The organism is Magnetococcales bacterium, from assembly GCA_015231175.1.
Classification (GTDB): domain Bacteria; phylum Pseudomonadota; class Magnetococcia; order Magnetococcales; family DC0425bin3; genus HA3dbin3.
Window position 1 is genome coordinate 1 of the sequence record JADGBZ010000036.1, and the last position, 22,488, is coordinate 22,488.

A 22,488-nucleotide genomic window follows, 5' to 3' on the forward strand; every position below is an offset into this window, starting at 1 on the left:
GGACCCCGCAAGGGCTCTGCCCTTGACCCGCCAGGGAGCCAGCCCCCTGGACCCCAATTCCAAAAAGCGATCATGGCCTCGGGTGGGTCTATGTCAAATGCGATTGCCCTGCATGGGGTTGCGGTTATCCGGACAAATGGTGTTATACTCCTCGCGACCCATCCAGAGGATTGACCTTTCCGGAGAATAGGGCATGTGCGACTGTTTGATCACCCGGCGCAGGGTGTTGACGGGAATGGCCACGCTCGCGGCGGCAGCTTTGTTGCCACGCCGGTCCCTGGCGTTTGACAGTGATTCCGACAAGACGACGTTGGATCAGGCCATGCGCTACTTGCGGGAGGGCAACAGGCGCTTTGCCAAGCGTTCCATGGAGCGGCCCAACCAGACCCTCATCCGGCAATCGGAAGTCGAGACCGATGGTCAGCACCCCTTTGCCACCATCATTTCCTGTTCCGACTCCCGTGTGCCGGTGGAGCTGATTTTTGACCGGGGTATCGGTGATCTTTTTGTGGTCCGGGTGGCGGGTAACGTTGTGCATACCGATGCAATCGCGACTTGCGAATATGGCGTGGGCCATCTGGGAACCCCTCTGATCGTCGTTTTGGGGCATACCAGGTGTGGAGCGGTGACCGCCGTGGTCAAAAATGACCATCTGGGTGGCAAAATTCCCCAACTGGTGGACAATATTGTACCAGCGGTCGAACGTTCCCGAGCCAAGAAACTGATTGGTGTCAATGCTTTGATCCTGGATGCCATCAAGGAGAACGTGCGTCAATCCATTTCGGATATCTTCAATGGCAGTGAAGAGCTGACCACCTTGGCCCACCAGGGCAGGATGGCTGCCGTGGGCGGGGTCTACAACCTGGAAACGGGTGAGGTCGAGTGGTTGTAGAGGCGTGCCGGGGAAGTGTGGACTACAACTCCCGGTAGTCCGGGCCGCTGCCGCCCTCGGGAGGGGTCCAGCGCAGTGAGTCGCCGGGATCCTTGATGTCGCAACATTTGCAATGCAGGCAATCAGCGGCCTGGATGCGCGCCGGTTGACCGGGTTGTTCGGATGGCTGAAAGACGCCGGCGGGGCAGTAGCGGATTTCCGGGCAGATGAACGGGTCCGTGCGGCTTGGGGGCGTATTCCCTGAGGCCGTATGGGGTGTTGTCCGGCGCTGTATGTGGACAGGTTGATCGGGATCATGGCGGATGCCACTGCCTGCCAGTGCCGTGGTGCGATCCAAGGCGAGCCTGCCATCCGGTGGTGGTATGGGGAGAACAGCGCAGACAGAGGCTGGTCGCAGTTGCTCCCGATCAGGCCGCTGCCACTTCCAGGTCCAGGGGAGGCCTCCTCCCGTCCACCCTTCCAGGGCGGCATTGAGCATGCCTGGTAGCCGACCGGCGCGGAACGCTGGTCGCACATTGCGTACCTGCCGCAAACGGGTCATCAAGGCTGAATCGTGCAAGGCCTGTGTCCAGATGGAGAGGCTCTGGCGAGAAAAATCTCCGCGGGCGAAAAGGGTTTGAATCACCTTGGCGGCCAGGAGTCCGGATGCGACGGCGTTGTTGATCCCTTGCATCCGGGCAGCGTCGAACAATCCCAAGGCATCGCCCACGAACAACCCCCCATCACAAACCGGATCCGGCAGACTTTGCCACCCTCCCAGCGACATGGTACGGGCCCCCCCGGCCAGGTAGCGTCCCTCTGCCAAAATGGCGTGGAGTAGGGGATGAGTTTTCCAATGCTGGAAGATGCGAAAGGGGTCGTACCAGGGGTTGCGATAGGCAAGATCGACTGCAAAACCAACGGAAACCCGTCTTTTTCCAGCCGGATAGGCGAATCCGCCGCCCGCAACGTCTGCCGGCATAGGCCAGCCCAGGGTATGGAGGAAGGGTCCAGACCAATCCTGGGGAACCTCCCACAGCTCTTTGAAACCAATGGCATAGCTTGGAGGAGGACGTTTGTGGCGCAGATGGAAGTGGTGGATCAGGGTTTCACTCAGGGAGCCTCGGCACCCCTCGGCCAGGATGGTGAGCGGGGCTTGGATGGCCACGCCCGGCTGGAATCCCTGTTTTGGCTGATGGGCCCGATTGCGACCCAGGTCACCGGTCAAGACTCCGGTCAGCCGCCCGTTTTTCCAAATGGGGGCCACGGCGGCAAATCCCGGAAAGACATCCACCCCCACGGCTGTGGCTTGTTCGGCCAGCCAGCGCACCAGGTTACCCAGAGAGAGATACCTTTCTCCTTGATGTTGCCAGGATGGTGGCAGCGGCAGGGGCCAGGAGCCACGTGCGGTCAGATAGAGCAGAGATTCGGTGTGGACCGGGTCACCCAGGGGGGGCGGGGAGACCTGACCCGGGGAGAGGAAAGGATCCAAAACCCGGGGGTCCAACAGAGCGCCGGAGAGGGCATGTCCTCCCATGCGGGCGGACTTCTCCAAAAGACAGACGCGCAGTCCACCCTGCCCGGCCAGGGACCAAGCCGCCGCGAGTCCGGAAGGACCGCCGCCCACCACCACCACGTCATAGTGAAGAGTTTCGCGAAGGATAACGGTCTATCTCTCTCTGAAAAGCATCTGTTTAGAACCGGTTGAGGCAACAGGTTCAGGAGAGCGAGCCGTAGGAGCCGCGTTTGCGCCGACCGGCCAGAATGCCTCCGCTGATGAATCCCAGGGCCAGAACGCCGGCGCCGGCCAGGAAAGATTGGGTAAGAGATTGCTTCTCAAGTGCTGCCTTCTCCTCGGACAGCTCTTTGGTGTGCGTCTCCAGGGTGTGGACCCGTTCGGTCAGGCTCTTGTTGGACTCTTCGAGATTCAGGGCGTTTTCGGAGACCTTTTTGATACGATCCAGCTCTGCTTCCAGTTTTTCCTGGGAGCGCAGGCGATTTTTAACCTGCCCAAGCTCTTGACGCAGGGCGTCGCGTTCTTGATCGGCCTTGATGCGGGCCTCCTCGGCTTCCGCAACCCGTAGCCGTGCCGGGGGTTCTTTGGTGAGGGTGTTGGTGAGCATCCACCCCTCCAGTCCGGAGTCGGTACGTACCAGGCTCCACCCTTTGCTGCCTTTTTGTAGATACTCCAGGCGGGTGCCGGTGGAGAGAGTTTTGACGACCTTGTAGGTAATGTCTTCGCCACGGCGCAAGGTGCTGATACACTCGTCGGCGACGTACCAGGTTTCGGCCTGGACAGTGGCGGAGAACCCCCAGACGAAAACCGCCAGCCATGGTACAACGCCTGGGCGTTCTTTAATCACTTTCATGAAACCTCGGCCTGGTGAGATCATGGAACGGAACACCGTTATGTGGATGGTGGATGGTAGACGATCCGATATGGGGCTCGGGGAAGATACCCGGGGAGCCATATGGGGCGGGATCGTGCATCCCCACCGTCTGACAGTCTACGGGAAACTCACACCGGCCAGCAAGGAAACCGGCCCTTTGATCACAGGAAATCAGGAGTCATTTTCATGTCCTTAAATGAGCAGGTGGAAAAGGCGCGTGTTCTTGTCGAGGCCCTGCCCTACATGCGTCGCTTTGAAAATTCGACTTTCGTCATCAAATATGGTGGCCATGCCATGGTGGATGAGAGTTTGAAGCGCACTTTCGCCCAGGATGTGATTCTGTTGCGTCAGGTTGGTATTCATCCGATCGTGGTCCATGGCGGTGGTCCACAAATTGGGCGGACCATGGATCAAATGGGTCTGAAATCCCATTTTGTGGACGGTCTGCGTATCACCGATGAAGCCACGGTCAATGTTGTCGAGATGGTTCTGGCCGGCAAGATCAACAAGGATATCGTCAATCTGATCAACCAGAATGGTGGTCGCGCCGTGGGGATATCCGGCAAGGATGCGCAGACCATTCAGGCCCGTAAGCTCTCCCATGTGCGCCGGGGCGCTGCCACGGAAGTACCGGAGATCATCGACCTGGGTTGGGTTGGTGAAGTGGAGCATGTCGACAGCCAACTCCTGACCCTGCTCAAGGATTCGGAGATGATTCCGGTGGTGGCGCCGGTCGGGGTGGGTGCCAACGGTGAAACCTACAACATCAATGCCGACCATGTCGCCGGCCATCTTGCCGCAGCCCTCCAGGCGGAAAAACTGATCCTCCTGACGGATGTGGCAGGGGTTTTGGATGGTGCGCACAACCTGATCGGACAACTCACCTCGGCGCAGGGGCTCTCCCTGATCAAGGAGGGGGTCATCAGTGGTGGCATGATCCCCAAGGTGGAGACCTGCCTGCGGGCCTGTCGGGAAGGGGTGGCCTCTTCCCACATCATCGATGGCCGTATCGAACATGCCCTGTTGCTGGAGATTTTCACCGACAAGGGGATCGGAACACTGGTCAGGTAAGGCGGCCTGGTCACTATTCAACACCCTTTCAGTGGTTACCTGTTTTTTTCGATCAAGGCCACGGCACGATTGACGACGTTGGGCACCGTAAAGCCGAAATGCGCCAGGATTTTGGATCCGGGACCGGAGATACCGAACTGGTCGATGCAGATCAGGTCGCCCCAGGGACCGACCCAACGTCGCCAACCGAAGGATGACCCGGCTTCCACCGCCAAGCGGTTGCGCACGTCTGGTGGCAGGATGGATTTTTGATACTCCTCGGGCTGCTGGCTGAACAGCTCCCAGGATGGCATGGAGATCACTCGGGCGGCCACGTTGATCTTGGCCAGCTCTTTCTGCGCCTCCACCACGAGATGCACCTCACCCCCGGTGCCGATCAACAGGATATCCGGGGTGCCTGAGCAGTCGGAGAGAATATAGGCGCCCCGGGCCACCAGGTCCGGGTTGCCGGGAATGATGGGCAGGTTTTGCCGGGACAGAATCAAGGCGACGGGTTTTTTCATCCGCAAGATGTGACGCCACGCCCCCATGGTTTCGGGGGCATCGGCTGGACGCAACACGACCAGATTGGGGATGAGGCGCAACGCCGCCACATGCTCGACCGGTTGGTGGGTTGGGCCATCTTCGCCGACCCCTACGCTGTCATGCGTCAGGATGAAGATGGCATGCAGCCCCATCAGGGCCGACATGCGTATGGCGCCGCGCATGTAGTCGGAAAAGACCAGAAATGTGCCACAATAGGGGATCCACCCCCCGTGCAGGGAAATGCCGTTGATGATGGCGCCCATGGCATGCTCTCGGACGCCAAAGTGCAGATTGCGATCAGCTTCCCGCTCGATCAATGTTTGAGTGGAGGCGCCCAAATCTGCCGATCCACCCAGCAGGCACGGCAGGATGGGTGCCAGGGCGTTGAGGCATTTTCCCGAGGCAACCCGGGTGGCGACCGGAGCGGTGCCAAAGTTCAAGCCATGCAGAACCTTTTCCCATCCTGTTGGCAGCTCACCGCGGATTTGACGCTGGAACCGCTGCATTTCGATGGGAAAACGTGTGTGGTGCGCCTCCAGGATGGCGATCCATTCGGCTTCGAGGTCGCGTCCTTTTGCACCGGTCTGCCTGAAATATTCGATCACTTCCTGTGGTACGTGGAAGGTGGTTTCTGGCCAGTCATAGAAGCGGCGGGTTGCCTGCACGGACTCCGCGCCCAGGGGGGCGCCATGTACGGTGGCCGAGTTGGCTTTGGGGGATCCGTGGCCGATTTCGGTGCGCACGATGATCAACGATGGCCGTTCGCCATCCTCCTGGGCTTCGCGGATGGCAAACTCGATGGCGTTCAAATCCTCGCCATCCTCCACCCGCAACACTTGCCACTCGCAGGCCTCGAAGCGTCCCTGGATATCTTCGGTGAAAGTCAGATTGGTGCTTCCCTCGATGGAGATGCCGTTGGCGTCGTAGAGGCAGATCAATTTGCCCAGACACAAATGTCCGGCCAGCGAAGCCGCCTCACCGGAGAGTCCCTCCATGACATCCCCATCGGAGAGGATGACGTAGGTGAAATGGTCCACCAGAGGGAGGAATTCACTGCGATTGTAGCTTTCCGCCAGGCGCCGCTCCGCCAGGGCCATGCCCACGCCATTGCCGAGGCCCTGGGCCAAAGGCCCTGTGCTTGTCTCCACGCCGGGGGTTACGCCATACTCGGGGTGTCCCGGGGTGCGGCTGCCAAATTGGCGAAAATTTTTCAATTCATCCAGCGTCAGGCCGTAACCGCACAGATGCAGGAGGGCGTACAGCATGGAGGATGCGTGTCCCGCCGACAGAACGAACCGATCCCGGTTGAACCAGGCTGGATTGGCTGGATTATGGCGCATGATCCGGGTCCACAGGACAAAAGCCATGGGCGAGGCGCCCAACGGCATTCCCGGATGCCCGGAGTTGGCGCGCTCCACCATATCGACGGCCAACATGCGAATCGTGTTTACACAGAGGCGTTCCAACGCATCACTGTTCATGTATCATCCCTGCCGACAAAAAAATAAGGTAACTATTCACCACCCGGCAACGAAACGGGGTCCAGGGGGCTGGCTCCCTGGCTTAGTCCAGGGCAGCGCCCTGGTGGGGTTCGGGGCGAAGCCCTGACAAAGGCTTTCATATCCAGGCTTTTCTTAAAGCTGAACAGTTACAAAATAAGAACCCCCCTGCCCCAGACCTCCACGCAGAGGGGACGCAACTATTAACACAAAATTCCCATACGGGCACGGGAAGGATGCAAAAAAAGTGCAAAGGATCGCTTTTGTTCAGCGTATTTTTTTCGGCATTGCCAATGTACCACAGGTAGGTTAACCTGCCGGGTTCGTGACTGAATCAGCAGATGAGGGAACCAACGTGAGCGCCGATGATCCGGCAGCGGAGGCGGTCCCCCCGCCAAGCCTGGAAACATTGCGGGAAAGTATCGACCGGATCGACAATCAAATTCACGATCTGCTGATGGAACGCGCCCAGTGGGTGCTGGCAGTGAGCAGGGCCAAGCAGGAGCTTGGCGTCGGGGCGACGTTTTATCGTCCCGAGCGGGAGGCGATGATTCATCGCCGCCTGGCCAGTCGGCATCAGGGCCCCTTTCCTCTTTCGGCTCTGCATCGCATCTACCGGGAGATCATCTCGGCATCCCTCCGTTTGGAGCGCAAGCTGGCTGTGGCCTATCTGGGGCCGGAGGCCACCATGACCCACCAGGCTGCCTTGAAGCAGTTTGGTTCCTCCTGCGACATGTTTCCGGTGCGCACAATCGATGAGGTGTTCGATGCAGTGGAGACCGGACGGGTGGATTTTGGTGTGGCGCCCGTGGAGAATTCGACCGAAGGTGTTGTCACCTACACCCTTGACCGCTTTGTCGACTCTCCATTGTTGATTTGTGGAGAGGTATTTTTGCCGGTTATCCACAACCTGCACGCCATGGAGACGGATATCAAGCGGGTGCGGGTGGTCTATGGCCACTACAGCTCCCTGGCCCAGTGCCGTCGTTGGCTGGATCGGCATTTGCCGGGTGTGGTCACCCGGGAGGTGGAATCGACGGCCCTTGCCTTGAGGCTGGCCGAGGAAAAGGCGGAAGCGTCGGCCATCGCCGGTCTGTACGCAGCCGACAACCACGGCCTCAACATTCTGGCGGAAAACATTCAGGACGACGCCGACAACGAAACCCGCTATCTGGTGATCGGTCAGCAGGCGCCGCAATCCTCCGGCCATGACAAGACCAGTTTGATGTTTTCCTTTCAGGATGAACCGGGGTTTTTGCACCGGGCGCTGGGCATCTTTGCATCGCGCGACATCAATCTGACCCGGATTCAATCCCGCCCGAGCCGACGCAAGGCGTGGGATTATTTGTTTTTCATCGATATGGAAGGCCACAAGGAGACCCTTGAAGTCGCGGCTGCCCTGGCGGAGCTGGCCAATATTCCGGGGGTATTTACCAAGATTTTGGGGTCCTATCCACAACGCGCCTTGTGACGCCATCGGGTGCGGCAGCCGACAGCGAGGGTATGAAGCAGTGGCATTTTTCATCAAGCGTCTGACAGTGGTGGGGCTTGGTCTCATTGGCGGTTCTTTGGCGCAGGCCCTGCGGGAGCAGGATCTGGTTGGAGAGGTGATCGGCGTGGCCCGGCGGCGGCGTACCCTGGAAAAAGGCCTGGATATGAAGGTCATCGACCGGGGTACGGTATCGGCGGCGGAAGGGGTGGTGGGAGCCAACCTGGTTCTGGTCTCCACGCCGGTTTGTTCCATCGTGCCCATGGTGGAGAGCTTTGCCCCGGCTTTGGCCAAGGGTGCCGTGGTGACCGATGCCGGGAGTGTCAAGGGGTCGATTGTGGAGCGGTGTGAGGCCTTGATGCCGGCCCACGCCCATTTTGTCGGGAGCCACCCCATTGCCGGACGGGAACACTCCGGCATCGACGCCTCGATTCCCAGTCTGTATCACGGCAGCCGGACCGTTCTGACGCCGACGCCCCAGACCCAACCTCAGGCCATCGAGTTTGTCCGCCTGGTTTGGGAGGCTGTGGGTTCCAAGGTGGAGATCATGGACCCCCACTACCATGATCGGGTGCTGGCCGCCACCAGCCATCTTCCGCATCTCATGGCCTACAACATCGTCAATACTCTCTCCGACCTGGAGGATGATTTGCGGGGGGAGGTGTTCCGTTTTGCTGCGAGCGGTTTTCGCGACTTTACCCGCATCGCCTCCTCGGATCCCACCATGTGGCGGGACATCTGCCTGGAAAACCGCGAGGCCATTGTGGAGATGTTGAACCGTTTCCGGGTCGATCTGGAACAGTTGACCAAGCGGGTCCAGGATGGGGATGCGGATGGTCTGTTTGGCAAGTTTGCCCGGGCCAAGGGGACAAGGGATCGGGTGTTGGCAGAGAACAAGTCGTTGCGGGGGGAGTCGTAAAAGTCGGAATAACAAGGGAGCTGAATCGGTAACTATTCAGCTCCCTTTCAAGAAAAGCTTGGATATGGAAGCATTTGTCAGGGCTTCGCCCCGAACCCCACCAGGACTCTGTCCTGGACCTGCCAGGGAGCCAGCCCCCTGGACCCCGATTCGTTGCCGGGTGGTGAATAGTCACCCTTTTTCAATCGTCTGTTTTGGAGGACCACGGCGTGGACGGAGATCGCGTGCAGGACAAGAAGGGGCGGGTGTTGCGCATGTCTCCGGGCGTTTCCTTGTCGGGCAAGGTCACACCGCCCGGTGATAAATCCATTTCGCACCGGGCGGTTATTTTCGGAGCCCTGGCCGAGGGGCGCACCGAGGTGGAAAACCTCTTGGAGGGGGAGGATGTTTTGCGCACTCTTGCCGCGTTTCGTGCCATGCAGGTGGATGTGCAGCAACGTGGTCCGGGGCGCTGGAGCATCGATGGTGTTGGTTTGGAAGGGTTGTCGGAGCCCGAAGATGTGTTGGATCTGGGTAATTCGGGCACGGCCATGCGTCTGCTGACCGGTTTGTTGGCTGCGCAGCCTTTTTTATCGATTTTGAATGGCGATGCCAGTTTGCGCCGACGCCCCATGGGTCGGGTGGTGGAACCTTTGCAGAGGATGGGGGCGCGCATTCATGGTCGTGATCATGGTCGTCTGGCGCCGCTGGTGATTCATGGTGGACCGGAGCTGTTGCCGATCGACTATCAGAGCCCTGTGGTTTCGGCCCAGGTCAAGAGTGCGATTTTGTTGGCTGGCATCAGTACTCCTGGCGTGACGAGTGTCAGCGAGACGGCGCCAACGCGAGACCACACGGAGCGCATGTTGTCGGCTTTTGGTGGAGAGGTGCAACGTGCGGGTCTGACGGTCAGTGTGGGGGGTTGGCCCACCTTGAAGGCGCAATCCATGCGGGTTCCCGGAGATTTTTCCGCAGCCGCCTTTCCTTTGGTGGCCTGTTTGTTGACACCGGGGTCGGAGATTCGTATCGCCAACGTAGGCGTCAACCCGACGCGCACCGGTTTGTTGGATATGTTGCTGGCCATGGGGGCGCACATCGAACGCATCGATGAGCGGTTGATGGGTGGGGAGCCGGTGGCGGATCTGGTGGTGCGGCACACACCTTTGCGCGGGATGGTCGTTCCCAGGGAGTGGGTGCCATTGGCCATTGATGAGCTGCCCATCTTCAGCGTGGCAGCGGCCTTGGCTGAGGGTGAGACGCTTTTGGAGGGGGCTGAGGAGTTGCGCGTCAAGGAGAGTGATCGGATTGCGGCCATGGTTGCCGGGTTATCGCGATTGGGGGCCCATGTCGAGGAGCGACCGGATGGGATGCGTATTGTCGGGCGTCCGCAGGGGATTCCTGGCGGGGCTACGGTGGACTCCTGGACCGATCATCGTGTGGCCATGAGTCTCCTGGTGGCGGGGTTGGTCAGCAAAAATCCGGTGACCGTGACCCGCTGTGACAACATTGCCACGTCGTTTCCTGGCTTTGTTGCCCTGATGCAGGGGTTGGGCGCTCCCTTGAGCGAGGGGTTTGGTTCCTGAAGGGCGCCCGAATCGGTAACGATTCACTACCCGGCAACATCGTTGCGTTTTCTTGTGATCATCCCTTGAACAGCAGTCCCAACGGAACCCTGTTGGCGGTTTTTTCTGTAACGGCTTTGGGCGGCAACCAATCCGGCTCCGCTGCCTGGACCAGACTGTCCACCAGTCGTGTGACGGCGTCCTGGGCGACATAGACCGCACTTTGCCGTTGCCAATAGCCGGATCCGGCCAGCGCTTGGCTGCCATGCCACAACACAAGACCATCATGGGCGCGGATCAATTGGACTCTGAGTCCGACGGTTGGATCTTCCCGCAGGCCATGTTGATAGGAGAATTCGGGGACACTGCCAAGCATCACGGCATCGACACCCAGCAATTGGGCAAAGTTGCGGGCCAGGGAGATGTCATCCAGGCGGTCCAGGTCCACCTTGCTGGCCAACAGAATGTGTTGAGTTTCCTTCTTGTCCTGGATTTTAAAAACTTTACGGTTTATCAACTCGTCGGCAATCAGTTGAGACATGGAGTGGCCAACGTCCGGATTATTACTGAAATTTTCAAAGGGGAGGACGGCCAGGGAAAAATCGTACTCCCTTGGCTTTTCTCCATCCAACTTCGTCTGGTGGTGACCCAAAAACGAACATCCTGCCAACAGACCAAAAAACATCATCAAAGACAAATAGCGACGAGCCCTTGGAACATTGTTGTTCTGGCGGAGTTTTCGGGAGCGTCTGTTGCCTCTTGGGCTGCGGATCTGACTTGGCATGGAGAATCCTTTACGCATGGAGTCACAAAAACTAATATTATAATGAATCCACCATTCCGCTGATAAAGCGCACGGAAAAAACAACACCGATCAACCGGATTCCCGGATTCCCGGTCTCCAGCCCAGAATGGGTAGGGAGGAGATCAAAAAAGAGCGGGGGAACCGCTCAGCGCCCCGAACCCGGAAAAAGCAAGATGCAAGCCAGAAGGGGGTTGTCTGGTGCAAGGACGGGATATGTGATGGGAATCACATGAGAAAACGGGCATTGTCCGTCTGGACCGGGTGAACAGGGATGGCCCCACGCGGTGAGCCTGGTGACGGGCTCATGACAATTTGGTGACAAAAATGGGGGGGCGTCCTGTTTCAAGTGGCCTTTATTGGTTGGGGTGATGTCATGTCGGGACACCAGTGTAGCCACTCTCTGGCTTCCAGGTGTTGACCGCGCAGGTGGGCGCTATGCCGGGAGGCCAGGTAGAGGAAGACGGGGACAATGGCGGCGGGTGTCGGGAGTGTGGTGGGATCCTCCCCTGGGAAAGCCTGGGCGCGCATGGTTGTGGCGGTGGCTCCCGGGTTGACGGAGTTGATTCGGATCGGTGTTGGCGCCAACTCTTCGCTCCAGGTTTCGGTCAGGTTGACCAGGGCGGCTTTGGAGGCGGCATAGGCCCCCCAATAGGCGCGTCCTTTGTGACCCACGCTGGAGGTGATGTTGATCACGGAGGCGGCGGCGGAGCGATGCAGCAAGGGCAGGAGTTCCCGGGTCAGGAAGAAGGGAGCGGTGACATTGACCCGGAACACGGTTTCCCAGAGCGGGGGCTCATAGGCCGCCAGGGGTGTCAGAACTCCAAGCTGCGCCGCCGCATGGACCAGGATATCCAGACGACCAAACCGTGCATGGATGTTTTGGACCACATCCGCCATGCGGTGCAGTTCCTTTTCCAGGTCCAACGGGACAATGACGGCTTGGTTTCCCTGCTGGAGAATGCGATCATGGGTTTTTTCCAGGGCTTTCTGGGACCGCCCGAGGAGCATGACGGTGGCGCCGGCTTCTGCATACGCCATGGCCACGGCCTGGCCGATACCGGAGCCGGCTCCGGTGACCAAGGCAATTTGTTGATCGAGCAGCATGACATTTCTCCCCGGTGCAGAGACATTGATGCCCATGTTGTTTCTCATGGGGCCGACAGCATCTGGCAAATCGGGCCTGGCCATGCACTTGGCGGCCCGTTTTTCTTTGGAGATCCTAAACGCCGATTCGGTCCAGGTCTACCGGGGAATGAATATTGGCGCTGCCAAGCCCACCATGGCGGACCAGGGGAGGACGCCTCATCACCTTTTGGACCTCGTGGAGCCGGATGAGCCTTTTTCGGCTGGTCGCTACCGTCGGCAAGCCATGGCTGTTGTGGCATCCTGTCATGCCCGTCGGGTGATTCCGGCATTTGTGGGTGGCAGTGGGCTCTATTTCCGGGCTGTGGAGCAGGGGTTGGCTCCGGTTCCGGAGATATCGGAGGAGGTTGTCCGGCGTTGGCGGGCGCGGGGAGAAGAGGAGGGGTGGGCCAGCCTGCATGAACGGTTGCAACAGGTGGATCCTCTTTTGGCGGACCGGATCTCACCGACGGATGCCCAACGCATTCTGCGTGGCCTGTCGGTATGGGAGGGAACTGGTCAACCGCTCTCTTTTTGGCAGCGGCAGCCGCATGCGCCCGTGGCCCATCGCATTCTGAAAATGGCCGTCTCCTGGCCACGGGATGCGCTGTATGCCCGGATTGACCAGCGTTTTGATCTGATGATGCAGCAAGGATTTTTGCAGGAGGTAGCTACATTGTGGCGTCGGGGATTCAGGCGCGACTTGCCGGCCATGAAGGCTGTCGGGTACCGGCAACTGCTTCGGCATCTGGATGGGGAGATCTCCCTGGCTGCCGCCGTGGAGTTGGGCAAACAGGAGAGCCGGAGATATGCCAAACGGCAACTGACCTGGTTGCGGCGGGAGGCCAACCTCCTCTGGTTGCCAGCCGGGACGGAGATGTTGACGCAGGCCGAAGAACATCTGAAAAACCAAAAAAAGGTGTAACGATTCACCATCCAGCCACGAATGGGGGTCCAGGGAGCCGGCCCCCTGGACCCCGATACCAAAAAACGATCACGGCTTTGGGTATACCCATTGCAAATGCGATTGCCCTGTCAGTCCCTCATCCATGTCTGGTCGCCTTCCTGAAAGTGGGGTATCCTGCCAGGCAGGAGTGGCCCAGTTTGCCATTCGCCATCTTCTCTTTTTCCGCTTGGGTATGAAGGACCAAAGTATCATGCAGAGTACCATCCGTGACACCGCGCCGGTGAACCTGGAAGAGATCGAGTTGCAACCTGCCTCCTGGGACATCTGGGACAAGAAATACCGGCTGAAGAGCAAGGATGGACGGACTCTGGATGCCGATCTGCCCGGCACCTGTCGCAGGGTGGCCCGGGCCTTGGCCGGTGTGGAACTTCCGGAGGTGCGCGCCCACTGGGAGGAGCGGTTTTTTTATGCCCTGATGCATGGGGCCATTCCTGCCGGGCGCATTGTTTCCAACGCCGGTGCGCAGGAGCACAAACCCGCCACGAGCACGATCAACTGCACGGTGGCGGGAGTCATCCAGGACTCCATGGATCATATTCTGCGTTCCGTCCATCAGGCGGGCCTGACCTTGAAGGCTGGGTGTGGCATCGGCTATGAATTTTCCACGTTGCGTCCGCGTGGCGCTTTTGTGGCGGGGGCCGGGGCCAGCACGTCGGGTCCGCTCTCCTTCATGGACATTTTTGACGCCATGTGCCGCACCATCTCGTCGGCGGGTGGCCGTCGCGGGGCGCAGATGGCTACCTTCGATATCTCCCATCCTGACGTTTTGGATTTCATTCGCGCCAAGCGCGAAGATGGTCGGTTGCGGCAGTTCAACCTCTCCTGTTTGATCACCCAACCCTTCATGGAGGCGGTGAAGAGCAACCTGGATTGGGAGCTTTTGTTTCCTGCCAACCGGTTTGAACTGGATGATCCCACCACTGAAATCGTCTATCGCCCCTGGCCGATCACGGAGGGGTACAGGACCAACGATGCCGGAGAGGTGGCCTGCCGGGTATGGCGCCGTCTGCCGGCCCGCCGCCTGTGGGACATGATCATCACCTCCAACTACGATTTCGCCGAGCCGGGGTTCATTCTGATCGACAATGTCAACGAGATGAACAACAACTGGTTTGCCGAAACCATCCGGACCACCAACCCTTGCGGTGAACAGCCTCTTCCACCGCACGGGGCTTGTTTGTTGGGATCGGTCAATCTGGCCAAGTTTGTCAAAAATCCGTTTACGCCCAAGGCTGCCTTCGATTGGGAGCGGTATCGGGAGGTGGTGCGCATCTTTACCCGCATGATGGACAATGTGGTGGAGTTGCACGGTCTGCCTCTGGCGGAACAGGCCGAGGAGATTCGCCGCAAACGGCGCCATGGCATGGGTTTTCTCGGACTGGGTTCGGCCATGACCCTGATGGGTATGAAATATGGCGATGCCAAATCTCTGGCATTCACCGAACAGGTTGCCCGGGAGATGGCCATCGTCGGTTGGGAAGTGGGTGTCGAGCTGGGGCAGGAAAAAGGGGTGGCCCCCATCATGGAGGAGATGTTTACCATCGACAACAAGATGGTGGCACGGCGCCCGGAGCTGTTGCGCGATGGCCACCAAGTGGGAGACCGTCTTCCCGGCAAGGTGTTGTTGGGGCGTTACAGCCGTTATCTTGTGCAATTTCCCGCAGCCTTGCGGGAACGGATCGCCCGGGATGGATGCCGTTTCACCCACCATACTTCCATCGCTCCGACCGGCACCATCGCTCTCTCCCTGGGCAACAATGTTTCCAACGGCATCGAACCCAGTTTTGCCCATCGTTACAGCCGTAACATCATTCGGGAAGGGCGTAAAACCAAAGAAAAAATCGACGTGCTTTCGTTCGAGCTCCTGGCCTATCGCAACCTGGTCTATGCCGATGCCGATCCCTACGCCACAGAAACGGCACGGCGTTTGCCAGATATTTTCGTGGACAGCGGAAGCATCTCCCCGCGAGCGCATGTGGAGATCCAGGCCGCCGCCCAGAAATGGATCGACTCGTCGATCTCCAAAACCATCAACGTGCCTACGGATTGCCCGTTTGAGGATTTCAAGGAGATCTACCTTTACGCCTACGAAAAAGGGCTGAAAGGTTGCACCACGTTTCGCTTCAATCCCGAGGCGTTCCAGGGGGTCATGGTCAAGGATGACGATCTGGCCAAGACCGTCTACCGGTTCACCCTGGAGGATGGCACCTGGATGGAGCTGAAGGGGAATGAGGATGTCGAATACGACGGCGAGATCCACTCGGCAGCCAACCTGTTCGATGCCCTGAAAGAGGGGTACTACGGGCGGCTTTGAACGGTGCATGTTTTCCAAACCCTGCGTCTTTTTTGAGGATCTCCATGGTCACCCGGATTGAAAAGAAGATTGTCGGCTTTGAAGTGGCAACCGAAGAGCCGGAGAAACATCGCGAGGGGCAGGATGCCGCACGCAGCGGCCCTTCCGACAAGGTGATCCAGTTACTTCCCTTGTTGCAACGTCCGGAAGAGCTGGAAGGGGTGACCTATAAGGTGACCACCCCCATGTCCGAGCATGCGCTTTACATTACCATCAACGACATTGTCGTGGCTGTTGGGACGGAGAACGAACATCGTCGGCCCTTTGAGATTTTCATCAATTCCAAGAACATGGAAAATTTTGCCTGGATCGTGGCATTGACCCGGGTCATCTCGGCGGTTTTTCGGCATGCAGGCAGCGTGACCTTTCTGGTGGAGGAGTTGCGGTCGGTCTTCGATCCCCGGGGCGGCTATTTCAAGCCGGGCGGAAAATACATGCCCAGCCTGGTAGCCGAAATTGGCGAGTGCATCGAAAAACACCTCATCGACATCGGTTTGATCCGGGTTCCGGATCTCTCTCCAGACCTGCTGGCCAAGCGGCAACTGGCCAAGACCGAGGGGATTTCCAGCAATACCCAGTGTCCCAAGTGCAACCAGTTTGCCGTCGTGCGCCTGGATGGTTGTGAAACTTGTCTGGAGTGCGGGTATTCCAAGTGTGGTTAGGCAGGGGGTCCATATGCAGGCAGGGATGATGGCCTATGCTGTCGTCCTGATTCAACCTGAGGGTTTCAAGCATGCGGCTGCCTTGCAGGAGGTGGCCGAGTGCGTGTTTTATGGTCTTCAGGAACTTGTCTTGACCTGTGTTTGGTCTGTCAATAAATTTTTGCCGGATCATGTCAATATCGTTATTGGCGGACACCTCCTTGATGAGGGGTCCATCCGTTTGCTTCCCCCGCACGTCATTCTCTATAACATGGAGGTCGTTGACAGCCGATCCACCCTGATGAGCGAGCGGTATGTGCATCTTTTGCGACGGTATCCGGTGTGGGATTACAGTGAGGATAACGTTGCCCAATTGAAGGAGATGGGTGTTACGGATGCCAGGTTTGTAAAGCTTGGATATGCTGATCGGTTGACGCGCATTCCGTATAATGAAAATAAAGATATTGATGTGTTGTTCTATGGCAGCATCAACGAGGCAAGGGGATGCATCCTCACTGAGCTGAAACGGGCAGGTTTGGTTGTTAAAGTTCTTTACGGAATTTATGGAGACGAGCGGGACAAGCTGATTGCCCGATCCAAAGTCATCCTGAATATGCACTTTCACAAGGCACAGATATTTGAGATGGCCAGGGTATTTTATCTTTTGTCCAACCAGCAGGCTGTGGTGGCGGAGATCAACCCGGAGACCAGGATTGACGAGGCGATTGTCGAGGCTGTACGGGGTGTTCCCTTTGATCAGCTTGTGGATGTAACCATGGCTCTGGTGCAAGATGCGGAGAGACGAACCGCCCTGGCCAAAAAGGGGATGGAGATCATGCAGCGGCAGCGGGAATCCGCCATTCTTGCCCAGGCCCTGGGCAGGCCGCTTCCGGCTGCGTTTTCTTTCGGCAATCTGCCTGGCACACTGAATCTGGGCAGCGGCAAGGATTGGCATCCGCAGGCGTTGAATGTGGATATCAATCCCATGTGGTTGCCGGATATTCGGGTTGATTTTGGTCGATCACTTCCTTTTGGGGAGGTGGCCGTTGCACCCCGATTTGGGGAGTTTGTGTGGCGCGAAAACATGTTCGACACGATTGTGGCCCACGATGTTTTGGAGCACATTCCCGACCTGACCGTTGCCATGAGCAACTGTTTGCGCCTGTTGCGTCCAGGTGGCGTCATGCATATCCAGGTTCCGTATGATTTGTCCCTGGGGGCTTGGCAGGATCCGACCCATGTGCGTGCGTTCAATGAAAACAGTTGGCTCTATTATACCAGTTGGCACTGGTATCTGGGTTGGGATGAGGCCCGGTTCGATATTGTTTCGACATTGGAATTTGTTCCCAGCGCCTATGGCAGGCAGTTGCATGACCGTGGCGTCTCCATCGACGACATGGCCCGCATGCCCAGGGCGATTGATGCCATGTCCATCACGCTGCGCAAACGGTATCTGTTGCAATCCGAGCGCGTCATGGAACAGCATGTCGCTCAGGTGAGGATGCGGGGTGGTGGCAAAACGGAGGGGCTTTCATGACCAGGCCTTTCCTGAAAGGGTGCGGGATGGTTACCCTTTGTTTTTCATCTGCTCCACCCAGGGCCGATACTCCTGGTCCACGTGATAGATGTGTTGGAACAGCCAGCCATAGAGGGCGCGCTGTAAGGCGAGCACGGTTTCGGGCACCTTGCCAGCCATAAAGTCCTGGATAATTTTGTGGAAGCTGACCCGGAATTGGTCATGCAGCAGGCGGTGGGTTTCCAGATCGGGGTAGCTGGCCTGTTCCATGAGAGCTTCCTCCTCGTGGAAGTGTTCATCGACATACTGGCCGACCGAGCGAAAGATCTCCTGGACCTTTTTCTCTTCCTGGGAGAGGGCGGCCACCACCAGGTCATCCAGGGCCTGGGCCAGGCCCTTGTGGTGTTGATCGATGGATTCGATCCCGATGGCGTATTTTTCATCCCACAGAGATGAGGTCACGTGGTGGACTCCTTGCTTGTGGGGGCCTCGGGAGTATGGAAAATGACGCGGTTGCGGCCATTCTGTTTGGCGGTGTAGAGTGCCGCATCCGCCTGGTTGATCAGTTCATCGAGGGTGTCGGTTTTGTGGATCGAGACACCGATGCTGACCGTGATGGGGATGGCGACGCCCTGATGGGTGATCGTGGTCTTCTGGATGATGGTACGCAGGTTTTCAAAAAGTTGTTGCAGGGCTGATTCCGGCTGGTTGGCCACCAAAATGCAGAACTCTTCTCCTCCGGCGCGGGCCACAATATCCTTGTTGCTGAAATGACGTCGCAAGATGCCGCCCATGGTGCGCAAAACGGCATCGCCTGCGTCATGGCCGTAGGTGTCGTTGACTTTTTTGAAAAAGTCCACATCCAGGATGGCGGCACAGAGCGTCAATTTTCCGCGTTGTACGGAGGAGAACATCTGTGTGCCCACGTCGCGCAGGAAACGCCGATTGTGCAGACCGGTCAGGACATCCCGGACTGCGGCCTCTTCCAGGGCGCGGATCCGCTCCAGGTTTTCCACGTTGCGGGTCACCCGACAGGTAAACTCCTCCTCCAGGAACGGTTTGCCGAGGAAGTCATTGGCGCCGATCTTGAGGAAACGGGCCGAGAGGACATGGGCGCCAACCGAGGAGATGCCGAGGACGGCCAGTTGATCCTTGCCCCATTTTTGGCGGATCTGCCGGGTCAGTTCATAACCATCCATGTTGGGCATGGTGTAATCGGTCACCACCAGATTGATGGTGTCGTGTTGGTTGAGGATGCTCAGCGCTTCCACACCGTCCTGGGCCTCCAGAACCTGAAAATGGTGTTTGTGCAAAAGGCGTTTCATATGTTCCCGGGCGGAGCGGGAGTCGTCCACGATCAGGATTTGCACCTCCCGGTTGCGATGCAGGCGCATGAGGAGGGAGAAGAGATATTCCAGGCTGGCCGGGCCATCCTTGAGGACAAAATCGATGACTCCCTTGGCAAAGACGTACTCCCGCAGGGCTTCGTCAAATCGGGAGGTCATGACGATGCAGGGTATGGAGAGCCCGCGGAAAAATTCCACGATCTCCTCCTGCGTCGCATCGGGAAGGGTAAGATCCAACACGGCCAGGGTGAACCCATGCGCAGGTTGATGAACCAGAGATTTGGCCTCCTGGAAGGTGGCGACTGTGGTGACCTGGCAGGAGATGTGTTTTTCCATTTCCCGTTTCAGGGTGCTGGCGAGGAGCCGCGAATCTTCCAACAGGAGAATTTTTTCAACTTCGAATGGAGGCGCCATGTAGGTTTTTTGCTTTGGCAAGAGGTTGGCAAGGATGAAAGCGGCACGGTTGCCGTGAGGCGTCTTTCGATGACGCGCCACAACCGTGGGGAGATCGCTATCCCAGGGCAAAACCGGCCAGAATGATCAGGCCGGTCCAGCGGTTGCTGAGAAAAGCGCGGAATACCTTGGGTCGATGGTACTCCCGCAGGGTGTATAACTGCCAGGACATATGGCCCAGGGCGGCCAGCAGGGCGGTGTGGAAAAAAAATCCCAGGTGCAGGGATTGCCCAACCCACAGCAGCAACAGCAGGGTGATGCCATAGAGGAGGGCCACGGCAAGACGGTCATGGCGTCCAAACAGGATGGCGGTCGATTTGACGCCGATCTTGCGATCATCTTCCCGGTCCAGCATGGCATAGATGGTATCATAGCCCGCCGCCCAGGTCAGGGTGGCGGCAAAGGTGAGCCAGGCCGCGAGGGGTGTGGCGTTGCTGGCGGCGGCCCACCCCATGATGACGCCCCAGCCAAAGGCGGCGCCCATGACGAACTGGGGCAGGTGCATGAATCGTTTGGTGTACGGATAGAAAAGGGCCAACCCGGCGCCAACGAACGAGAGTTGGATGGTCAGGGTGTTCAACAGTTGAACCAGGGCGAATGCGCCTAGCAGCAGAACCAGGAGGAGCAGACGCGCCGGCCAGATACCTATGCGCCGGGCGGCCAGGGGTCGTTCGCGGGTGCGTTCGACATGGGGATCGAAGTTGCGGTCGGCCAGATCGTTGGCCACGCAACCGGCGGAACGCATCAAAAAGGTTCCCACACCAAAAATCAGGTAGAGGAACCCATCCGGGTCGTGGGGTGCGGCTGCGGTCAAGGCCCACCAGGAGGGCCACAGAAGCAGCCAAGTGCCGATGGGTTTATCCACCCGCATCAAGAGGAGCATTTCACGGAGCAGAACCATGGATCTCTTCATGACCAATTTTCGTAACGATTCACCACCCGGCAACAACGAATCGGGGTCCAGGGGGCTGGCTCCCTGGCAGGTCCAGGACAGAGTCCTGGTGGGGTTCGGGGCGAAGCCCTGACCAAGGCTTTCATATCAAAGCTTTTCTTGCAAGGGTGCTGAGTAGTTACCAATTTTCTTCCACAAAGAGAAGGGCCTGATAAAAAGGGATATTTTTCCATTCAGCGAACAGGGGGTGGTGGCGCAGGCGCTCCCGGGTGGTGGCTGGCGAAGCGAGACCGCAGAGGAACCGGGTAACCTGACGCGGGTGGGACAGGGACGGGTATTGTTCGTCGCGCAGGGAGAGCACCTGCCTGACCGCAGCGGCGCCCAGGGTTTGTGGGCGTGGCGCGGGAATGGTGACGGGTTTTTCCCCGGGGGAGCAGCAGCGGTCGCAATGACCGCAGGCGTCGTGGGTCTCGCCAAAATAGGCGAGCAGATGTTGAGTGCGGCATTGTGTGTGGCTGGCGAACGCCAACATGGCGGCGACACGCGCCATGTCGAGTTCCTCCCGTTTCATGAAGCGGGCATGGAGGGATTTCCAGAGTGATTCCTGGTCGTTGGGGAGGCGCAGGAGGCGGAATCCTTCCCGCACTCCCATGCTTTCCAACTCGATATCCCCCTGTTGCGCCAGATACTCCAGGGCAGCGATGACCCGGTCACGCGGCTGCTGCAAGACCCGGCTGGTCTCATGGGCATCCAGGGTGAACCATTTGATCTTTTTTTGGGCCTGGCGGAACACCCCCCGCAGAAAGGCCGCCCGTTGGGGATTGAAGCGGGCCAGAATCTCAGCCGATGATTTGCGGGGTTGAAACCGGTAGAGGGAGTAGAACGGACCGGTGGCTTGCATGATTCCCTCCAGTTCCAGATAGGTCATCAGGGTTTTGATGACCACGGGCCGGATGTCATGGCGGTTTGCAAGCTCTTGGATGGAAACGTGAAAGAAGGTGCCAAGGCCCAACAGTTCCTGGACCAGGGAGGCGATGCTTGTGTCGGTGGGAGTGTCGCCATAAGTGAAATTTTCCAGGACGACCCTGTCCTCGGCACACGCCAGCAATTCGCAGTGGGAGGTCAATCCGTCGCGACCGGCGCGGCCAATCTCCTGGGCATAGCTTTCCAATCCTTTGGGCAGATTGTAGTGATAGATGGCGCGAATGTTGGATTTGTCCAGTCCCATGCCAAAGGCGATGGTGGCCACGACGATGGTATCGTTGGCGGCCATGAAGCGATCCTGCACGCGATGCCGGTTTTCGGCATCCATGCCGGCGTGGTAGGCGAGGGCCTTGAGGCCGTGTTCGGAGAGAAAATGGGCCACTTTGTCGGCGGTATGTTGCAGGGTGACATAGACGATCGCCGGTTCCGGGGGTTGGCTGCGCAAACGTTGCAGGAGCAGTTGCTGGCGTTTGTCCTCATCCTCCGGGGCCGGGGTGACGCGCAGAAAGAGGTTGGAGCGGTAGAAACCGGTCTGGACGACATCATCGGGGGCGATGGCGAAGGCCTCCGAGATGGAGCGGGCCACGGGAGGGGTGGCGGTGGCGGTCAGTGCCAGGATGCGGGGGATGCCCAGGGTGCGGGCGAGTTGGGCGATTTTCAGATAATCGGGCCGGAAGTTGTGGCCCCACTCGCTGATGCAGTGGGCCTCGTCCACGGCCAGCAGGGCGATCCGCCATCGTTTGAGCGACTGTAAAAATCGTTCATTGCCGAGACGTTCCGGTGATATGTAGAGCAGTTTGATCTCTCCGGCGGTCAGGGCGGCAAACACCTGCCGGGATTGTTCGCCATCCAGGGTGGAGTCCAGGCGGGCGGCTGCCACCCCCCGACTGATGAGAAAATCGATCTGGTCTTTCATCAAGGCGATCAGCGGCGAAATGACCAGGGTCAGGCCATCCAGCAGCAATGCTGGCAACTGGTAGCACAAGCTTTTGCCGCCGCTGGTGGGAAAAATGGCCAAAACCGAACGTGTGGCGAGTAATTTCTCGATGACGGCGCGTTGTCCGTCACGGAAATGGGCGAAGCCAAAGACTTTTTCCATGCAAG

17 protein-coding genes and 1 pseudogene are annotated in these 22,488 nt (G+C 58.6%); 9 read left to right on the plus strand and 9 right to left on the minus strand.

The genetic code is table 11. The features are described 5' to 3' along the window. Positions 1-193 precede the first annotated feature (193 nt). Positions 194-892 (plus strand): carbonic anhydrase, encoded by a 699-nt coding sequence (locus HQL63_09185; protein MBF0177006.1) that lies wholly within the window; start codon positions 194-196, stop codon positions 890-892. A 22-nt stretch (positions 893-914) separates the two neighbouring features. On the opposite strand, the gene HQL63_09190 is transcribed toward HQL63_09185, so the two are convergent. Both HQL63_09190 and HQL63_09195 read right to left on the minus strand, forming a co-directional pair. Next, complete coding sequence (locus HQL63_09190; GenBank protein MBF0177007.1) at positions 915-2,498, minus strand: 4Fe-4S dicluster domain-containing protein; 1,584 nt, start codon at positions 2,496-2,498, stop codon at positions 915-917. A gap of 91 nt (positions 2,499-2,589) precedes the next feature. Beyond that, positions 2,590-3,240 carry a TIGR04211 family SH3 domain-containing protein gene (locus HQL63_09195; protein ID MBF0177008.1) on the minus strand — a complete coding sequence of 217 codons (651 nt, stop codon included), beginning with the start codon at positions 3,238-3,240 and terminating at the stop codon, positions 2,590-2,592. A gap of 207 nt (positions 3,241-3,447) precedes the next feature. On the opposite strand from HQL63_09195, the gene argB reads away from it, so the two are divergent. Continuing rightward, positions 3,448-4,332 carry an acetylglutamate kinase gene (gene argB, locus HQL63_09200; GenBank protein ID MBF0177009.1) on the plus strand — a complete coding sequence of 295 codons (885 nt, stop codon included), beginning with the start codon at positions 3,448-3,450 and terminating at the stop codon, positions 4,330-4,332. Between the two features lie 35 nt (positions 4,333-4,367). On the opposite strand, the gene tkt is transcribed toward argB, so the two are convergent. Continuing rightward, entirely contained in the window at positions 4,368-6,338 is a 1,971-nt protein-coding gene (gene tkt, locus HQL63_09205; GenBank protein MBF0177010.1) for a transketolase, read from the minus strand. Positions 6,339-6,753: 415 nt separating this feature from the next. Here tkt and pheA point away from each other — a divergent pair. From pheA to aroA, 3 genes and pseudogenes are all read left to right on the plus strand, one after another. Next, a pseudogene (pheA, locus tag HQL63_09210) lies at positions 6,754-7,827 on the plus strand (prephenate dehydratase). 40 nt (positions 7,828-7,867) lie between these two features. Continuing rightward, positions 7,868-8,764 carry a prephenate dehydrogenase/arogenate dehydrogenase family protein gene (locus HQL63_09215; GenBank protein MBF0177011.1) on the plus strand — a complete coding sequence of 299 codons (897 nt, stop codon included), beginning with the start codon at positions 7,868-7,870 and terminating at the stop codon, positions 8,762-8,764. Positions 8,765-9,018: 254 nt separating this feature from the next. Further along, a complete protein-coding gene (gene aroA / locus HQL63_09220) occupies positions 9,019-10,326 on the plus strand; it encodes a 3-phosphoshikimate 1-carboxyvinyltransferase (GenBank protein MBF0177012.1) in 1,308 nt (435 codons plus the stop codon). A 58-nt stretch (positions 10,327-10,384) separates the two neighbouring features. On the opposite strand, the gene HQL63_09225 is transcribed toward aroA, so the two are convergent. Together HQL63_09225 and HQL63_09230 are read right to left on the minus strand one after the other, a co-directional pair. Next, complete coding sequence (locus tag HQL63_09225) at positions 10,385-10,957, minus strand: hypothetical protein (protein ID MBF0177013.1); 573 nt, start codon at positions 10,955-10,957, stop codon at positions 10,385-10,387. A 495-nt stretch (positions 10,958-11,452) separates the two neighbouring features. Next, the gene (locus HQL63_09230; protein MBF0177014.1) at positions 11,453-12,214 is read right to left on the minus strand and encodes an SDR family NAD(P)-dependent oxidoreductase; all 762 of its coding nucleotides are present in this window, start codon (positions 12,212-12,214) and stop codon (positions 11,453-11,455) included. On the opposite strand from HQL63_09230, the gene miaA reads away from it, so the two are divergent. From miaA to HQL63_09250, 4 genes are all read left to right on the plus strand, one after another. Next, positions 12,213-13,157, plus strand: coding sequence for a tRNA (adenosine(37)-N6)-dimethylallyltransferase MiaA (gene miaA / locus HQL63_09235; GenBank protein ID MBF0177015.1), 945 nt, complete (start codon positions 12,213-12,215; stop codon positions 13,155-13,157). The two genes, HQL63_09230 and miaA, sit on opposite strands and share 2 nt — an antisense overlap. Positions 13,158-13,389: 232 nt before the next feature. Beyond that, entirely contained in the window at positions 13,390-15,513 is a 2,124-nt protein-coding gene (locus HQL63_09240) for an adenosylcobalamin-dependent ribonucleoside-diphosphate reductase (GenBank protein ID MBF0177016.1), read from the plus strand. Positions 15,514-15,557: 44 nt separating this feature from the next. Beyond that, positions 15,558-16,214, plus strand: coding sequence for a TSCPD domain-containing protein (locus HQL63_09245; GenBank protein ID MBF0177017.1), 657 nt, complete (start codon positions 15,558-15,560; stop codon positions 16,212-16,214). Positions 16,215-16,227: 13 nt separating this feature from the next. Beyond that, the gene (locus HQL63_09250; GenBank protein ID MBF0177018.1) at positions 16,228-17,730 is read left to right on the plus strand and encodes a methyltransferase domain-containing protein; all 1,503 of its coding nucleotides are present in this window, start codon (positions 16,228-16,230) and stop codon (positions 17,728-17,730) included. 30 nt (positions 17,731-17,760) lie between these two features. Here the strand turns inward: HQL63_09250 and HQL63_09255 are convergent, their stop codons facing one another. From HQL63_09255 to HQL63_09270, 4 genes are all read right to left on the minus strand, one after another. Continuing rightward, on the minus strand, positions 17,761-18,171 hold the full coding sequence (locus HQL63_09255; GenBank protein ID MBF0177019.1) for a hemerythrin family protein: 411 nt from the start codon (positions 18,169-18,171) through the stop codon (positions 17,761-17,763). Beyond that, complete coding sequence (locus HQL63_09260) at positions 18,168-19,469, minus strand: diguanylate cyclase (protein MBF0177020.1); 1,302 nt, start codon at positions 19,467-19,469, stop codon at positions 18,168-18,170. Before HQL63_09260 ends, HQL63_09255 begins: the two co-directional genes overlap by 4 nt. Before the next feature lie 97 nt (positions 19,470-19,566). Further along, entirely contained in the window at positions 19,567-20,421 is an 855-nt protein-coding gene (gene ubiA / locus HQL63_09265) for a 4-hydroxybenzoate octaprenyltransferase (GenBank protein ID MBF0177021.1), read from the minus strand. 157 nt (positions 20,422-20,578) lie between these two features. Further along, a complete protein-coding gene (locus HQL63_09270) occupies positions 20,579-22,483 on the minus strand; it encodes a RecQ family ATP-dependent DNA helicase (GenBank protein MBF0177022.1) in 1,905 nt (634 codons plus the stop codon). Positions 22,484-22,488: the final 5 nt, after the last annotated feature.

Excerpts from the sequence above, each read along its gene's own strand:
- HQL63_09270 (MBF0177022.1), bottom strand. The coding sequence starts at position 22,483 with ATGGAAAAAGTCTTTGGCTTCGCCCATTTCCGTGACGGACAACGCGCC.
- argB (MBF0177009.1), top strand. The coding sequence starts at position 3,448 with ATGTCCTTAAATGAGCAGGTGGAAAAGGCGCGTGTTCTTGTCGAGGCC.
- HQL63_09260 (MBF0177020.1), bottom strand. The coding sequence starts at position 19,469 with ATGGCGCCTCCATTCGAAGTTGAAAAAATTCTCCTGTTGGAAGATTCG.
- miaA (MBF0177015.1), top strand. The coding sequence starts at position 12,213 with ATGACATTTCTCCCCGGTGCAGAGACATTGATGCCCATGTTGTTTCTC.
- aroA (MBF0177012.1), top strand. The coding sequence starts at position 9,019 with ATGTCTCCGGGCGTTTCCTTGTCGGGCAAGGTCACACCGCCCGGTGAT.
- HQL63_09250 (MBF0177018.1), top strand. The coding sequence starts at position 16,228 with ATGCAGGCAGGGATGATGGCCTATGCTGTCGTCCTGATTCAACCTGAG.
- HQL63_09185 (MBF0177006.1), top strand. The coding sequence starts at position 194 with ATGTGCGACTGTTTGATCACCCGGCGCAGGGTGTTGACGGGAATGGCC.
- tkt (MBF0177010.1), bottom strand. The coding sequence starts at position 6,338 with ATGAACAGTGATGCGTTGGAACGCCTCTGTGTAAACACGATTCGCATG.
- HQL63_09240 (MBF0177016.1), top strand. The coding sequence starts at position 13,390 with ATGCAGAGTACCATCCGTGACACCGCGCCGGTGAACCTGGAAGAGATC.
- HQL63_09195 (MBF0177008.1), bottom strand. The coding sequence starts at position 3,240 with ATGAAAGTGATTAAAGAACGCCCAGGCGTTGTACCATGGCTGGCGGTT.
- ubiA (MBF0177021.1), bottom strand. The coding sequence starts at position 20,421 with ATGAAGAGATCCATGGTTCTGCTCCGTGAAATGCTCCTCTTGATGCGG.
- HQL63_09245 (MBF0177017.1), top strand. The coding sequence starts at position 15,558 with ATGGTCACCCGGATTGAAAAGAAGATTGTCGGCTTTGAAGTGGCAACC.
- HQL63_09230 (MBF0177014.1), bottom strand. The coding sequence starts at position 12,214 with ATGCTGCTCGATCAACAAATTGCCTTGGTCACCGGAGCCGGCTCCGGT.